General features: G+C 38.8%; 15 protein-coding genes and 3 pseudogenes. 11 read left to right on the plus strand and 7 right to left on the minus strand.

Annotation, left to right across the window (positions count from 1 at the left end):
- Positions 1 to 110: 110 nt before the first annotated feature.
- From AACQ83_RS19675 to AACQ83_RS19690, 4 genes are read right to left on the minus strand one after another with little or no spacing between them, the layout of a single operon-like run.
- On the minus strand, positions 111 to 509 hold the full coding sequence (locus AACQ83_RS19675) for a hypothetical protein (RefSeq protein ID WP_112879290.1): 399 nt from the start codon (positions 507 to 509) through the stop codon (positions 111 to 113).
- 17 nt (positions 510 to 526) lie between these two features.
- Positions 527 to 946, minus strand: a complete 420-nt coding sequence (locus AACQ83_RS19680) for a hypothetical protein (protein ID WP_036843680.1) — start codon at positions 944 to 946, stop codon at positions 527 to 529.
- 39 nt (positions 947 to 985) lie between these two features.
- Positions 986 to 1,522 (minus strand): hypothetical protein, encoded by a 537-nt coding sequence (locus AACQ83_RS19685; RefSeq protein ID WP_036843665.1) that lies wholly within the window; start codon positions 1,520 to 1,522, stop codon positions 986 to 988.
- 17 nt (positions 1,523 to 1,539) lie between these two features.
- Positions 1,540 to 1,956 carry a helix-turn-helix domain-containing protein gene (locus AACQ83_RS19690; protein ID WP_081738155.1) on the minus strand — a complete coding sequence of 139 codons (417 nt, stop codon included), beginning with the start codon at positions 1,954 to 1,956 and terminating at the stop codon, positions 1,540 to 1,542.
- Positions 1,957 to 2,046: 90 nt separating this feature from the next.
- Between AACQ83_RS19690 and AACQ83_RS19695 the strand changes: the two genes are divergently transcribed.
- From AACQ83_RS19695 to AACQ83_RS19730, 8 genes are all read left to right on the plus strand, one after another.
- Positions 2,047 to 2,235, plus strand: coding sequence for a DNA-binding protein (locus AACQ83_RS19695; RefSeq protein ID WP_036843666.1), 189 nt, complete (start codon positions 2,047 to 2,049; stop codon positions 2,233 to 2,235).
- 66 nt (positions 2,236 to 2,301) lie between these two features.
- A complete protein-coding gene (locus AACQ83_RS19700) occupies positions 2,302 to 2,610 on the plus strand; it encodes a helix-turn-helix domain-containing protein (RefSeq protein ID WP_036843667.1) in 309 nt (102 codons plus the stop codon).
- A 19-nt stretch (positions 2,611 to 2,629) separates the two neighbouring features.
- Complete coding sequence (locus AACQ83_RS19705; protein WP_036843668.1) at positions 2,630 to 3,586, plus strand: hypothetical protein; 957 nt, start codon at positions 2,630 to 2,632, stop codon at positions 3,584 to 3,586.
- Between the two features lie 52 nt (positions 3,587 to 3,638).
- Entirely contained in the window at positions 3,639 to 5,423 is a 1,785-nt protein-coding gene (locus AACQ83_RS19710; RefSeq protein WP_036843670.1) for a DDE-type integrase/transposase/recombinase, read from the plus strand.
- A 238-nt stretch (positions 5,424 to 5,661) separates the two neighbouring features.
- Complete coding sequence (locus AACQ83_RS19715; protein WP_036843671.1) at positions 5,662 to 6,834, plus strand: ExeA family protein; 1,173 nt, start codon at positions 5,662 to 5,664, stop codon at positions 6,832 to 6,834.
- 461 nt (positions 6,835 to 7,295) lie between these two features.
- The gene (locus tag AACQ83_RS19720) at positions 7,296 to 7,487 is read left to right on the plus strand and encodes a hypothetical protein (RefSeq protein WP_036843673.1); all 192 of its coding nucleotides are present in this window, start codon (positions 7,296 to 7,298) and stop codon (positions 7,485 to 7,487) included.
- 98 nt (positions 7,488 to 7,585) lie between these two features.
- Positions 7,586 to 8,014: a gp16 family protein gene (locus AACQ83_RS19725; protein WP_036843674.1), complete on the plus strand. Its 429-nt coding sequence runs from the start codon at positions 7,586 to 7,588 to the stop codon at positions 8,012 to 8,014.
- Positions 8,007 to 8,375 carry a Mor transcription activator family protein gene (locus tag AACQ83_RS19730; RefSeq protein ID WP_036843675.1) on the plus strand — a complete coding sequence of 123 codons (369 nt, stop codon included), beginning with the start codon at positions 8,007 to 8,009 and terminating at the stop codon, positions 8,373 to 8,375. Before AACQ83_RS19725 ends, AACQ83_RS19730 begins: the two co-directional genes overlap by 8 nt.
- Positions 8,376 to 8,652: 277 nt before the next feature.
- On the opposite strand, the pseudogene AACQ83_RS19735 reads toward AACQ83_RS19730, so the two are convergent.
- Positions 8,653 to 9,241, minus strand: a pseudogene (locus AACQ83_RS19735) (aldehyde dehydrogenase family protein); the annotation flags it as partial.
- Between AACQ83_RS19735 and AACQ83_RS19740 the strand changes: the two are divergent.
- The 3 genes and pseudogenes from AACQ83_RS19740 to AACQ83_RS19750 all read left to right on the plus strand — a co-directional run.
- Positions 9,233 to 9,331 (plus strand): annotated as a pseudogene (locus AACQ83_RS19740) (transposase domain-containing protein); the annotation flags it as partial. The pseudogenes AACQ83_RS19735 and AACQ83_RS19740 sit on opposite strands and share 9 nt — an antisense overlap.
- A 288-nt stretch (positions 9,332 to 9,619) precedes the next feature.
- On the plus strand, positions 9,620 to 12,553 hold the full coding sequence (locus AACQ83_RS19745) for a DUF637 domain-containing protein (RefSeq protein WP_112879291.1): 2,934 nt from the start codon (positions 9,620 to 9,622) through the stop codon (positions 12,551 to 12,553).
- A gap of 111 nt (positions 12,554 to 12,664) precedes the next feature.
- A complete protein-coding gene (locus tag AACQ83_RS19750) occupies positions 12,665 to 13,132 on the plus strand; it encodes an SMI1/KNR4 family protein (protein ID WP_112879292.1) in 468 nt (155 codons plus the stop codon).
- 11 nt (positions 13,133 to 13,143) lie between these two features.
- Here AACQ83_RS19750 and AACQ83_RS24715 read toward each other — a convergent pair.
- Together AACQ83_RS24715 and AACQ83_RS19755 are read right to left on the minus strand one after the other, a co-directional pair.
- A pseudogene (locus AACQ83_RS24715) lies at positions 13,144 to 13,266 on the minus strand (IS1595 family transposase); the annotation flags it as partial.
- A gap of 1,003 nt (positions 13,267 to 14,269) precedes the next feature.
- The gene (locus tag AACQ83_RS19755; RefSeq protein WP_112879293.1) at positions 14,270 to 15,763 is read right to left on the minus strand and encodes an aldehyde dehydrogenase family protein; all 1,494 of its coding nucleotides are present in this window, start codon (positions 15,761 to 15,763) and stop codon (positions 14,270 to 14,272) included.
- Positions 15,764 to 15,788 lie beyond the last annotated feature (25 nt).

Consider the following 15,788-nt stretch of genomic DNA (forward strand, 5'->3'; position numbering starts at 1 on the left):
CAGTAAAGTTCTTCTAAAGTAGTCATAGCCTGAGGATCCCCACGATTTTGTTTTCTAAGCAAAAACTTTGATCGTGCCTCAGGCACTTAGTTCCTTTTTTCTTTTCTTCCTTATCCAGAGTTCAGGTTAACTAAAGACCTTAATGCTTCTTTACTTTCAGTCTTCAATGTTTCCTTAATACGATCACCTAATGGAGTTTCTAAGCTATCAGGGATTACTTTGAGAACTTCTAAACCCTCAGCGGTTAATACGGCTCTATGACAACCTTCAGAGCTCATAGTCCCTGCCAAATAACCATTCGTCATGAGCCAATCCACGGTATCCAGAAAAAATCTATGATCTTCTACTGTAGTACAAAGTTCATCAGAGGATGTTCCATCAGAATATTGAAGGGGTTCACCGATTATCTCTGTGGATAAAAGATCTATTTTTAAAGGAAATGACTCATATAATTTCCCAAATATAATACCTACAATTTCATTAAATTTTTCTATGTTTGTAGTAGACATAAATATCCTATTTGTTTCTAAAGTTTCAATTTCAACGTTCCACCAGGTACATTCTGTTGATCTAAACAAACAGATTGGCAAGCTGATTTAGATATAGATAAAACTGTTTCGTTATCTTCTATATCAAGAAAACAATTATTCCCATTAGCTATATAATCATTGGGCAGTTTGGCATTTTCATCAATATGAAATTTGATAGTTGTGCGTGAAGGATAACTGTTTTCGTAAACTGTGATGTCAGTAAATTGATCAGAGTATTTATCCAATCCTGGGCACATTTTTCTAATAGTTGGCAATAATCGATTGATAGTGGGATCATCTGTTGCTATTGAGAACACAGGGGCTGGAGCTTTTTCAGACTCAATCTGAACGCTATTTTCTGTTCCATCACCACACCCCGCCAAAATAAATATTGCGGGAATTAATAACTTACGCACAGCTCATACCCTTATATAAAATAAAAAATAACTATATTTTTAAGAATTTCTACGTCGCAAGATTACGTCTATGGTATCAATAACATTCTGATTTTCACCTATTATCCTATTTTCTATCTTCCTGTTCTTGTCCATTTTTTTTCCACAAATCATCATCAGTACGGTCCAAGAGATAAAGATTATTAATGTCTTATCATTAACTGCCAATACATTAGTAGATCCTCCACCAAAAAACATCATATAAGCGTTCCATAGGGGAAACGTAAATGCTATAAGCACGAGGCTAAGTAATAGCAAGCAAGGTGTATTGATGTAATAACGCCATTTAGCATCTTTATTTTTTATAAGTAATTCTCGTTTTATAGCAAGTAACTCCCGACTATCCCTTTCATGAAGCTCACGTGACCGAGATGGCGTGGGGTTAATATTGACGACTGAACCTACATGAATAGAGCCATGATTATTGCCACCAACGCTGATGGTTATCTGTCGTTCCTGCCCATCTTGGGGAAGTTGTTTAAGGCTATCAAAAACTTGTCCTGCTAATGTTTGTAATTCTTCATCTCTTCTGTTCATGCAAATCCTTTATTTTTTTAATGATTAACAACCAGTTTTAATACTCTATCAATTCTACTGTCATCGACAGCCGACTCTTTGATTAAAAAGTTATATATTTTTGATGATTGCAGGACGAGTTCATCGGGTGTCCAGCGGCGATTAGCCTGTTGTGCCATCGAATCTAGTTTATGAACAATTTTTCCCAGTAATTCTTCATCTATCTCACTGTTTTTGTAAGCGGTAGAGGCTGACTTTTCAACTTGTCCTGTGATCAGGTACAACACATCAAGACCAGCTTTTGCCCAAAGGCTTATAGCGTCAGCCCCTGGTGCAGATTCATCTTTTTCCCACCTTATCTGTGATTTTCTTGATGCGCCAACCATCTCCGCGAAATCAGACTGACTAAACCCCAATCGCTCACGCTCTTTTTTTAATCTCTCACCAAGAGACATTTTTGTCACCAAAACCCTTTACAAGTCCCATTAATGGGACAATAATGTCACATATCGTACAAACATCATTGCATTACCGGAGGCCATTGCATGACACCCGATAAAATTAAAAGCCGCTTTCAACAACACGGCATCACTATTACCCAATGGGCACAGGATAACGGGTATTCCCGTGAAGCTGTATACCGAGTTCTTAATGGACAATCCAAAGCTAATTACGGAAAGGCCCATGAAATAGCTGTAAAGCTAGGTCTGAAAACGCCTAGTTTAGGCATTTAAATTTAGCCTAACTATTTTATCACTCTATGTAACAGATTATCACATATTGAAAAGGGAGAATGTGACATGCGCAAAATTAACGTTTCCAGTTCTGGTACGCGCATATTACGAGTTCTTAAGGCTCTACGTGGTCATTCCTTGTCTGGGATGAGTAATGGTGAATTAGCGGAATTACTGGGGGAATCTCCTGCAAATATTAATCGTGCACTAAATACATTAATAGAAGAAGGGCTGGCGCAAAAACTGGGTAGCGGCAGATATGCACCCGGTATGCAATTACTGCAAATAGCACAATCGTTCTCAAATGAAATGGCTAACACCCAAGCCAAAATTACAGAAATGAATCAGCGCGTTTTAGCTGGTAGCAGAAATTAATTAACAAGAGATTCATACAATGGCACGCTCAAAAAATACAACATCAGTAAAACTAGCCGAAGATGTTCAACTTGCTGACGATCTGCAGGTCAATCTCAACGCTATGACAACACACCGCCTGCAAATCATGGAACAGTTTGGGGATGGTCTGCCATATGAACGTGAACGTATCGTTCACGAAACCCGTTTCTATATGGCTCAGAGTGCTGAAGCGATGTTGGAAGCTGGGAAGCGCCTCATTATTCTTAAAGAGAATGAACCTCATGGTGAATTTGTTGACATCGTTAAGGATCAACTCGGTCTGGAACCTCGCATTGCTCAAAAAATGGCACAAGCTGCACTCAAATTTCTTTCACCTGGATTAGAGACAAAAGCGAAAACGTTTTCGCTTTTGGGACGTTCCAAACTGTATGAATTGATGCTTGAAGACGATGATGAACTGTCAGAATTGGCTGAAGGTGGCACTGTAGCAGGTTTGACATTAGATGATATTGATCGCATGTCTGTCCGCGAACTACGTAAGACCCTACGTGATACACGCGCTGATCTGGAAATTTCCCGCCAGACGGTGCAGGAAAAAAAGGAACTTGTTAGTAATTTGATTGAGGAGAAATCTGCAATCCAGCACAAACTTCAGCGCCGAATTAATCATGAAAAACCTGAAGAGGAAGGTGCTGCTTTGACACAAGAGGTTAATTCATTGTCTTTTTCTGTTGATGCCGCTATCACCAATCTTTTCAATGGATTTGAAACGCTTAATGGCCATACCACACGTACTGACATTAGCCATGTTGGGTTTATGGCAGGCGTACTCGATGACCTTGAAGTCAAAATTCGTAACCTGCGTAATCACTTTAATCTACCTGAGTACAGAGAACACAGCATTGTTCCTGATTGGGCTAAAGAAGGTGTGGAGGCAGAAGAGGAAGGATTTAAACGACCAGAATGGATGGATAAGGAAGAGGCACATGAATAAATCTGAATTGAAAAAATGCTTGAAAAGAAACTGACGGAATAAGGGTAATAACATGAATACCACAATAACCGAACGATTAGTTTCTATTGCACAGGCAGCACATAAAGCCGGACATGGCGGTAAAGAGGCAATATATCGGGCGGCTTGTGAAGAGCTGTGTATGTCACGTTCAACGTTGATTAAAAAACTCGGTGAAGTTTTTGGCAAAAAACCACGTAAGAAACGTTCTGATGCAGGCAATAGTGCACTGACACGTGAAGAAGCAACTTTGATTTCAGGGATATTGATGGAGGCCACTCGTAATACAGGGAAACGGTTATATAGCCTCGAACAAGCCGTTAATGATCTGCGTTCAAACGGCCTGATTCATGCAGGCCATATTGATACCGAAACGGGCGAATTTTCTCCGTTATCTATTGACGCTATTAGTCGTGCATTGCGCCAGTACAAACTTCATCCTGAACAGTTGAAAGTGTCTGCACCCAGCCTACAATTAGCTAGCTTGCATCCTAATCATGTATGGGAATTAGACGCCTCAATTTGCGTACTGTATTACCTAAAAAATCCTAATAAAAATAATGGAGTTGACAGTGGATTACGCATGATGCCTGTGGCTGAATTTAATAAAAATAAGCCGAAAAATCTGGCTCGTATTATTAATGATCGTGTCTGGTCGTTTGAATTAACAGATCATACAAGTGGCTGGATATATGTTGAATACTTATTTGGCGGTGAAACCAGTCAGAATTTTACTTCTGTATTAATTAACGCAATGCAAGATCGCGGTGACGCAGATGTATTACACGGTGTACCCCAAATTTTATTTACTGACCCCGGTTCAGCTTTGACAGCACCTACACTACGTAACTTGTGCAAAGCTCTAGGCATTCAAATGATACAACACAAGGCCCGTAACGCCCGTGCTACAGGCTCTGTTGAAAAAGCGCGTGACATCATTGAACGCAATTTCGAGTCCGGTTTACGTTTTCGACAGGTTGATGATATTGATGAGCTTAACCGTCTGGCACGGCTATGGCGTATGAAATTTAACCGTAGTGCAATACATAGTCGACATGGACAAACCCGTACAGATTGCTGGTTAAAAATCACAGCAGAACAGTTAGTAAAAGCACCTGCCATTAACGTTTGTCGTGAACTGGCAATTGGCGCACCAGAAAGCCGTAAAGTACAGGCAACCTTGCGAGTATCTTTCAGGGGACGTGAGTATGACGTCAGTACCGTTCCTAGCGTGAGTGTTGGTGATTCAATCATGATCACCCGCAATCCTTGGCGTGACGAAGAGGCACAGGTAGTCATTACTGGTGAAGATGGCTTTGATGTTTTCCATCTTGTTAATGAAGTCACTAAAGATGAGTACGGTTTTGCCATCGGCGCACCTGTAATTGGTCGTGAATTCCAGGCCATTCCTCAAACAATTGCACAACGTAATTTAGCCGAAATTGAACAGAAAATCATGGGGACAAACAGCACGGCTGAAACTGAAATAGCGCGTAAATTGAAAACACTCCCCCTCAATGGTCGGTTTGATCCATATTTGGATATTGAACATAATGATGCACCAACGTATATGCCAAAACGTGGACAAGCTTCTACAGTACATAGTCCACGTATTGAACAGCTTATGAACCCCGTTGATGTTGTCAAAATTTTACGTGAACGGTTCCAATCACATGGCAAAACATGGTGTGGTGAGTTTTATCAGCAAATAGTTAAACGCTTTCCTAATGGTGTTCCAACAGATCAAATTGATGAGTTGGTTGATGAATTCATGGGGCAATCAGCAATTGTTGCACGCAGTATTATCAACGGTAATTAGTTTTTCATTGTGTATATTTAAGGAAAAGAAAATGGCGATTAAAGTTCATAATCCACTACCTTCATTGGAAACTCAAATTACAACTAAGGTTTATTTATAAAAGTGATACAATTTTTTTCGTGAAATTCATTATAACGTAAGAAATATACAGGATATTTGGCCAGGGAATGATGTTGCTATCTCTTATTATCAATGGCATATGCAAAAATAAAGGTAGCCGCTTAACGGGGGGATTATTATGCTGGTGTTTAAACAGCAGTTACAGACACATCAGTTAACGCAAAGTGCAGCAGCAAGTGCTGCGGGAATTTCAGCGGCGGCGTTGGCTCAAATTGTTAATCACAATATATGGCCAAGGCAGAACATGGATGCAATTCGTCAACGTATTACTGATTTCTTGGCAAGAAAAGGTATCGATACCGCAAAAAGTTTTGAGGTGGTACAAGCAACCGATAAATTAGATACCTATGCCGATAATAAAAATACAACCTTCATTTCCAAGGATGAAAACATGTTACTAAAAAAACAAGTATTATTTCCAGCTACGAAAAAGCACTTTGGTTTATTTCGTGATCCATTTGAAGATAGTGCAATTCAAAGTGCTGAAGATGTTTTTGTGACTCCAGATAGCCGTTATGTGCGGGAAGCAATGTATCAAACAGCCCGCTATGGTGGTTTTCTGGCAGTATCAGGGGAATCGGGTTCAGGTAAAACGACACTGCGTCGTGATCTTATTGACCGTATTAACAGGGAAAATACCCCCGTTATTGTTATTGAACCCTATGTATTAGCAATGGAAGACAATGATGTAAAAGGTAAGACCTTGAAAGCATCAAACATTGCTGAAGCTATTGTGAATACCTTAGCGCCATTGGAAAACTTGAAACGATCGCCTGAAGCACGCTTCCGCCAGTTGCACAAGATATTGAAAGACAGTTCACGGGCTGGCTATCAGCATGTGTTAATAATAGAAGAAGCACACTCGTTGCCTTTACCAACATTAAAACACCTTAAACGATTCTTTGAACTGGAAGATGGATTTAAAAAACTGTTATCGATCATTTTGATTGGTCAGTCTGAGCTGGAATTAAAGCTATCGGAACGTAATCAAGAGGTTCGTGAAGTAGTACAACGTTGTGAGGTTGTTAATTTGTTTCCTCTTAATGATTATCTAGAAACATTTCTGGATTTTAAATTTGGTCGTGTAGGTATGAATACTAACAAGATCTTAGATAATAGCGCTATTGGTGCTATCCGTGACCGTTTATGTCTTAGTCGGCATAGCGGTAAAGAGACCGTTAGTTTATTATATCCATTAGCTATTGGAAACCTGATTATTGCAGCGATGAATATGGCTGCAATTAATGAGATATCTATGGTTGATGCCAATATTATTCGCAGTGTTAGCTAAAGATATCATTATGAGAAAAAGTTCTACTTAACAATTAATATTGGTAATATTCATATTAAAACTGCCTTATCACAAGTTAAATATGCAAGGCGTATTCGACTAATTTTTGGTTTTATTAATTTCAAGTTGGTTACAACAAGGATGTAACATACCATAACCAGAGAAATAGAAGTCTTGGAAATATTAATACTGACATTTCATTATCGATCTATTTGAAAAAAATTTTCTTTGTTGAGGAAAAGAAGTGGATATATTGGTATTAATAAATACATTCATTAAGTAACAGGTAATTAAATATGGTAAAAATAAAAATTCTGTTTAAAGCTAAATCCGCTTTCTACACCCCGCAATTATGTAAATAAAGCTATTGTAAAAGATATTAATGGAATATCAATTAATTCAGGAAAAGAAAATTTTTCAATTATCCTATTTGGACAGAAAATTAAGTAAGGAACATACTTATGAAAATAACATGTAATCACTGCAAACAACCTGTTGAAAAAATGAATCTAAAACAAGCCAAGGTTATCCAGACTCCTGAGTTTGGTGAGTGGGTTGTTGATTTAATCTTGGTTTGTCCACATTGTAGTCAGCAATACGGTGTATCTGTGGCAACATGGGATTTACAACCACTAGAGACCACTCATGGATAAAACGGTCTTATACCGAAAAGCCAGGTTCAGTAATATCAAGTTAATGCTGACTATTTTGGTTTACTCAATTAGAGAGTACATAGCAGAGGATGAATAAGATGGCAAAACAGAAACTTATTCAGCTTATTCATATTGCACATAGTAATCTAAAACTAGATGAAGATACGTATCGCCAGATGCTACTTTCAGAGACCGGAAAAGCCTCTACGCGGGAAATGGATATCCCGCAGTTAACTCGCGTTTTGGATGCGATGAAAAAGCGCGGTTTTAAGATTAAATCCCCTAAGAAATCCAAAACATCGCGTTCATTAGATTGCCACCCCCACTCAAAGAAGATACGTGCATTGTGGTTGGAAATGGCATCTATAGGTATTGTTCATAATAGTTCTGAACAAGCCTTAGCTCACTGGGTTAAGCGTGAAACAGATATTGATGATTTACAGTGGTTGGATTCAGGCCAAGCCAGCAGCATTATTGAAAAACTGAAGAAGTGGCGGAACCGCGTCACGAGGAAAAAGTATGAATGATGTGAATAACTTTCGTAGCAAAGGTCCTGAACTGCTGGTAGAACTGGCACAGCACACAGCCTGTACGGTCAGTGAAATAATCCATGTTGAGCCTGCGTTAGCTGAACAAATTGGCGAAGCTGTTGCGAACCATATGATGCAGGTTTGGGGCGGTCAAAATGTCTATTTTCCTATGGGCATGGTTTGGAAAGTCAGCCTCCGTGATCGTGAGATTTTCAACGAGTTTAACGGTAAAAATCATCATGATCTGGCTCGCAAGTTTGGTGTTTCTATTCAATGGATTTACAGCGTAGTGAAGCGTATTCGAAAGGAGGAACTAGATCGCCTACAAGGTAAGTTATTCGATAACGAATCTGAATAGGCAGGTCAAACTGATTGAGCTTAGTAAAATTAGATGGCAGACTAAGCATGATTCTCGTTCGGTCTGCCTTTCAAATACTGAAAAGGATTTACAATTGAATCTCCATAACTTCCCACTTAGTCCAGTTTTTTCCCATAATTATCTTTCAGTTCCCTGTCAAATATCTTACTTATGATCATGAGAAGCCCTCTCTTGGATAAAATGCCAGTGATGACCTTAGGTTTGACAATGGCCCCTTCAATTAAGAGGCCTTGCTTATTTTGATCCGAATATCAAATCAGTAACGAACCATCACAGATTTCAATTCAGTATAGTGCTCAATAAAAGCGCTACCGAATTCACGACCGATACCTGAGGATTTGGTACCACCGAATGGTAATGCCGGATCGAGGAATGTATGCATATTGACCCAAACGGTCGCCGCTTCGATACGCGGGATCATGCGCATGGCTTTGCTGAGAGCATTGGTCCACAAACTCGCCGCTAAACCAAATGGCGTGCTGTTCATCAACCCAATGAGTTCTTCTTCATCGTTGTAGCTGAGGAAAGTCCCAACAGGGCCGAATGTCTCTTCCTTCATCAATGAGTTTTCAGGGCTGTTAGCACGAATCACTGTTGGCGCCACAAAGAAACCCGGCACGGCCAGAGCATGACCTCCGTAAACAATCTCACTGCCTTCTTGACGAGCTTGCTCAAACAGGGACAGGATCTTGTTATAGTGCGCTTTGTTTGCCAACGGCCCCATTTCTGTCGATTCATCCAGAGGATGAGCCAATCTTCATTGCCGCGAGTTTTTTAGACAACAATTTCAGCACGTCATCCATATGGCTTGCAGGAATATAGAAACGTTCCGCCGCCGTGCCAATGATATCAATCCGCATTATTACTTCCGGCATATCTTTACGGAATTACCCAAACGTGCTCCTGAAGAAAGTGTTGATGATCTGATGCCGTAGAATGTTGTGATCTCCACTAAGGAGTTATAAGAGTTCACTACTTTATAAGCGCTTACGCTGGATCAAAGCACTAGCTTCTCACTTCTGGTTTTTGAATGAAATGTTGATCATTTTCACTTCCATAGCCCAATTCAGTATATTATCCACCCTAAAAATAAACATATAAATTTAACTGCAAATAATGACATTAACATATCAGATAATATATTAAATTCAACTTGCACTGAAGAATGCAACCATTTTTCGTTCAATGGTAAAAACAAATATTTCCTTTCTCCAGAAAGATCTATGAGGTCTACTGACTCTATTAATATTGCTTCCGGGGGAAATATTACATTAGAAGGGTTAACTTTATCAACCGATGGAGATATTTTCTTAAACTCTATTAAGGATATTAGTTTAATTCCTAAAAACAAGATAGGAAATAGTTATACTTACAATACTAGACTTATAAATCATGAAGGACGTCCATCAGATGTCGAATATAGTCCAACTGGATTTGCAGCAGAAGATTTTGGAACAAGAATATTTACAAAAAATGGTATAATATCTAGCGGAGGAAATATTTTCGGAAATACTGTTCAGATCAATACTAAAAATAATTTACTAATTCGATCAGGAAATAATATTAAATTAGCAGCATCTGATTATGAAAATAGAACCGGTTCAAATGCTACTAATAAATTCGAAACTACCGAAAATATTTCAATTTCTAATATTCATACAAGTGGAAATTTAACATTATCAGCTAATAATGTTATTTCTATGGTTGCTTCTAAATTATCTACTGGTGGGGATATGAATCTATCTGCTGGTGGGGATATGAATCTATCTGCTGGTGGGAGTATAGGTTTTGAAGCGGCTAATGTACACACTGAGAATTTTCATATAAGTAAAAGTGGTGGTTTTTCTGAAACAATTAGTGATCTTAGTAAAATAACACCAAGAACTGTTGAATTAAGTAGCAGTAAGAATTTATCTATTTTAACCGAAGGTAATATTTTATTTCAAGCTACTAAACTAATGGCTAAGGGAGCTATGAACATAGCTGCTAAAGGCGGATATTTATATGCTCAAGCTCAAGAAGATATCAGCCATTACACAACTAAAAGTAGTAGCCGTAATTGGTATGGCAAGAAAAAAACATCTACTCATGTTCATCACGAAGTACATAATAGAGTTACTGAATTTATCGCAGAGGGAGATATTAATTTATTAAGTCATGATGATAGTACTTATGAAGCTAGTAAAATTGAAACAAGTAAAAATGCCACTCTTACTAGTACTCATGGTAAGATAAATTTTAAAGCTGTTAAAGATACAATATTTGACCAAGTTATTAGCCAATCTAAAGGTTTTTTCATTAAGAATCAAGATAAAGGATATTCAAAAGAAACTTGGGTATTACCATCTGTTCATATCGGAGGTAAGTTAACTATTGAGGCAACAGAGGGAATTACTGCAGATGTTAAAGTAAAAAATAAAGAAATCTTGCAAAACACTCTAGATATTATCGGTAATACTCCGGAAACAGCTTGGTTAAAAGAATTAAGTAAACGTCAAGATGTACATTGGAATGAAGTTCAAGACGCTTATAGTAGTTGGAATTATGAAAACAAAAGTTTGAATCCTGTAGTAAGTGCAGCTATAGCAATAGCGGTTGCGGCAGTTACTGCTGGAGCCGGTTTAACTCTTACAGCAGCAGGAAGTGCAGCTACTACAGCGGGAAATGTAGCTACTGCTGCAGGAGCCAGTGCAACTACTGCTGCAACAGTGAGCTCTGCTGCATACGGGGCAGTTCAAACTGGAATGGCAGCTTTAGCCTCAAAAGCAGCGGTATCTCTTATTAACAACGAGGGGGACTTATCTAAAACCCTTAAAGATATGGGTAACAGTAAAACTGTTAAATCAATTGCCACTTCAATGGTAATCGGAGGGGCATTATCTGGATTTGATCAAGCTATGGGTTGGACCCAAGCAAAAAATGGAGCAGCTGGGGCAGCTGGAACAAATGAAGCAAGATTACCTTTATTAAGTAACAAAGATTGGATTCAAACAGCTCAACGAGTGGCTGGTCAATCTATCATTAGCTCTAGTTTAAACACTGCTATCAATAGAGGTAGCTTCAAAGATAATTTCACTACAGCGCTGTTATCTACCACCGCTAATCAAATCCACGCAGAAGGCGCTCATCAAATAGGAAATTACTTCGATAGCAAACAATTAAATGCATTGGAGGAAGCTGGGAGAGCAATTAGTCACGCAGGCTTATCTGCTTTAGCGGCAGAGATCAGCGGCAGTGACGCCAAAGGGGCAGCAGCAGGTGCTTTAGCTACTTCTTTAGCATATGCAGCTCTAGGAAATACTTTTGAAGATCCTCTTGATGTTCAAGCTAGTGGTAAAATCATTGGTGGCGTTGCAGGAGCCTTTATTTCAAATAGCGCAGCAGGAGCTTACAGTGGAGCTGATGCTGGTGAAATAACCATAATTTACAATGGATTAGCTCATAGTCTAGCTGCTATGAAAGCACAAGATCCAGAAGCTATAAAAAACTGGGAAAAAGGTGTAAGCGAAACTTGTTCTCCAAACCCACAATTATGTCAAGAAGCGGCAAAGATTGTAGCTAAAGAAGCATCCGAATTCATTCCTGGATATGGAGATATTAAAGCATTTCACGATGCAGAAACTACAAATGATTATCTAGTAGCAACATTAGGAATTTTTCCTGCCGCAAAAGTCGTTAAGGTACTCAACAAATTATCAAAGGCGGTTGATGCCGGAGATGTTAAAACGGCTAAAAAAATTATAACTGAAGCTAAAACTGAAGCAGTTTCAGTAAAATATTTTGGTCAAGATAGAAAATATTGGAAAGATGAACCAATAAGTTTTGAGCATGGTAATGTTAAAAATAAAGTTTATCAACGGAATGATTTATTTGATCCTCATGCAAAAGACCCAAAAGGAAGAACCAATATTGAAAGAATGAAAACAGCGGGGTTAGCTCCTGTAGGTGCCGATGGCAAATCTATAACACTTCATCATATGACTCAAAAACACACTGGTCCTATAGCAGAAATCAATCAAGAATTTCATTCAAAAAATACTAAAGTTATACATGTAAATACCAATAAAATTCCATCGGGTATTGATCGTAATAAGTTTAATAAATGGAAACGTGAATATTGGAAAGAAAGAGCTAAAGAGTTTGAAGATAAAAAATAATCAGTTACCATATTGACTTTATAACTGATTTAGTTTAGAAAATATGGCTGTTAGAACAGCCATATTTTTAATCATATATTTATCAAAATCATTATAATTTAGAGGTAGACTATGAGTATCGAGTTTGTAAAAAAAGCAATTTCATTGATTAATGAAAATCAAGATATAGCTGATTTTGAAGGTATTGAAGATAATTCATTAATTGATCTAGCAGAAGAAACTCTCAGTTTAAAATTTCCTGATAGTTATAGATTCTTTCTTAAAAATTTAGGGTGTGGAGATATAGCAGGAGAAGAATTTTATGGTATAATTAACGGAAATTTTAATGTTTTAAGTGTTCCAAATGCTATTTGGTTAACCTTATCAGAGCGAAAAGAGTCTAATTTACCAGATAATTACGTGGTTATATATTCGACAGGAGATGGAGATTATATGGTTTTAGATTGTAATAAGAATAAAAAAGGGTTAAATGAAGTTAAATTATGGTCTCCTGGGGTTGAAGAAGAATTCACATTCATTCCTTATTTTAACGATTTTGGTGATTTTTTCTATGAAACAATTTCTAATGCATTAGATTAAATTCTACCTGATTACCATCGAACCTTAGCTAGTTTTAGTAAGCACTCAAACATTTTTTTAAGACTAAAGTGCCAATTGAATCTAAAACAGAATTCTCCAAAATAACGAGGTAAATGCTTTTTGCTGATTACATGAACCGAAGCTGGATTCAACTAAAAAGTGCAACACGTCTCCCCGTATGGACTTCCTATAGCGTTAGTCCATATTAGTACCTTTCTAGGTGTCAAATTAAGCTGAAATTCCAGATCACTGATCTCCTCATTAGTTAAGTCACCAAAGTCAATCCCTCCGGCCAACGACTACGTATTAATCCATTAGTGTTTTCGTTGGTTCCTCTCTGATAACTAGCATAAGGACGCGAAAAATGTATTTTCGTATCAATATGTTGACTAACTTTTTCGTGCTCAAAAAATTCGCCACCGTAATACTTTCGTAATAAAGCAATCAACAATCATTTCTATCAAACTATTAAGTGATATTACTTCACATTGAGAAAAAAATAACTGTTCAGACACAACCTGATTTAGATACCGTATTTATTACACTGGATACTGCGAAAAAATCACATGATACCTTGATACGTTTTGAGAATAGGCGAAAATTTATAGCAAGATAACAAATTACCTTAATAACTCCCCCCTTATGTCAGAATAGTTATCACTACTAAAAAATTAAGAGATCTCTGACTTCGACTGACGAATCATACTTAACCTCCTTATTTTATTTAGTGACGAAGATATAGTTTTTCTTTTACAAAGCATTTTAGGGCAATAGGGAAAAGCTAATCGCAATGATTTCCACAACAATACTTCATATTTGATATTAAATAATATTGTCCAAAAACCAAAAGATTCAGATAATTTTATATTTAAAATATAACACTGGATCGCTTGATGTTTATCACCTTGCGATTCTTGTAAATAACGAGCCAACCTCGCTGTACAAGAATATAGCTGTAGCTTTTCCCACTCCATAATTCATCCGGCCTTTTCCTTATTGAGTTCTGATAGTGGGTAGTCTATAATTAATTCGCTGCCCTGAGAAGCCCTCTCCTGGATAAAATGCCAGTGATGACCTTAGGTTTGACAATGGCCCCTTTAATCAAGGGGCCTTGCTTATTTTGATCCGAATATCAAATCAGTAACGAACCATCACGGATTTCAATTCAGTATAGTGCTCAATAAAGGCGCTACCGAATTCACGACCGATACCTGAGGATTTGGTACCACCGAATGGTAATGCCGGATCGAGGAATGTATGCATATTGACCCAAACGGTCCCCGCTTCGATACGCGGGATCATACGCATGGCTTTGCTGAGATCATTGGTCCACAAACTCGCCGCTAAACCAAATGGCGTGCTGTTCATCAATCCAATCAGCTCTTCCTCATCGTTATAGCTGAGGAAAGTCCCGATAGGACCAAATGTCTCTTCCTTCATCAATGAATCTTCAGGGCTGTTAGCACGAATCACTGTTGGCGCCACAAAGAAACCCGGCACGGCCAGAGCATGACCTCCGTAAACAATCTCACTGCCTTCTTGACGAGCTTGCTCAAACAGGGACAGGATCTTGTTATAGTGCGCCTTGTTTGCCAACGGCCCCATTTCTGTCGATTCATCCAGAGGCGAGCCAATTTTCATTGCCGCGAGTCTTTCAGACAACAGTTTCAACACGTCATCCATATGGCTTGCAGGAATATAGAAACGTTCCGCCGCCGCACAAATCTGCCCTTGATTGAGATAACCGGCTTCCAGAATACCATCGACAATTTTTTCAACGGACATATCCGCTAAAAACGCCGCGCCGTTCTTGCCACCCAATTCCAGCGTGGCACGAGTCAATCCCTGTTCCATTGCTGATTTACCAACAGCAATACCCGTTGGCACTGAACCGGTGAAAGTCACCTTGGCACACAATGGATGACCTATCAGCGCAGGACCAAGCACCGAACCTGAACCATTAATCACATTAATGACACCATCAGGAATACCCGCTTCCTTGGCTAATTCAGCCACTCTGAGCATGGTCAACGGTGTGTATTCACTGGGTTTCAATACAATGGTACAGCCGCAAGTCAGTGCAGCCGCTATTTTCCAGATAGCAACCATGATGGAGAAATTCCACGGAATTATCCCCACCACAACACCTATCGGCTCGCGACGGGTAAACGCCGTGTATTGTTCACCCTTAAAAGAGGGCAAAGAGACATTCAGGGTTTCTCCGCTGATCTTACTTGACCATCCGGCAAAATAACGCAGGAACTGAGCGGAGGAATCAATTTCCAGCATGCGGGACAACTGGATAGTTTTACCGGAGCAGAGGGTTTCTAACTGCGCCAACTCTTCCCGATGTGCCAGCAATAGATCTGCCAGACGATTCAGGCAATGACCGCGCTCCATCGGTGAAGTTTGGGCCCATACCCCATGAAATGCCGCATGTGCCGCTTGCATAGCGGCATTTACTTCCGCTTCACCGCCTTGATTAACCGTTGCAATAACTTCATCAATCGCGGGATTTACCACAGAAAGCGTTTCACTCCCCTGACCAATGACCGGCTGACCATTAATATAATGTCCATGATTATGCTGCAAAAAGGCCGTAACTGACTGTAATAAGTTAATATCACTCATTATTTACCTCTATCAAATAAGTGTT

Origin of the sequence: Photorhabdus sp. S10-54 (assembly GCF_963878145.1) — a bacterium.
GTDB lineage: Bacteria > Pseudomonadota > Gammaproteobacteria > Enterobacterales > Enterobacteriaceae > Photorhabdus > Photorhabdus kayaii.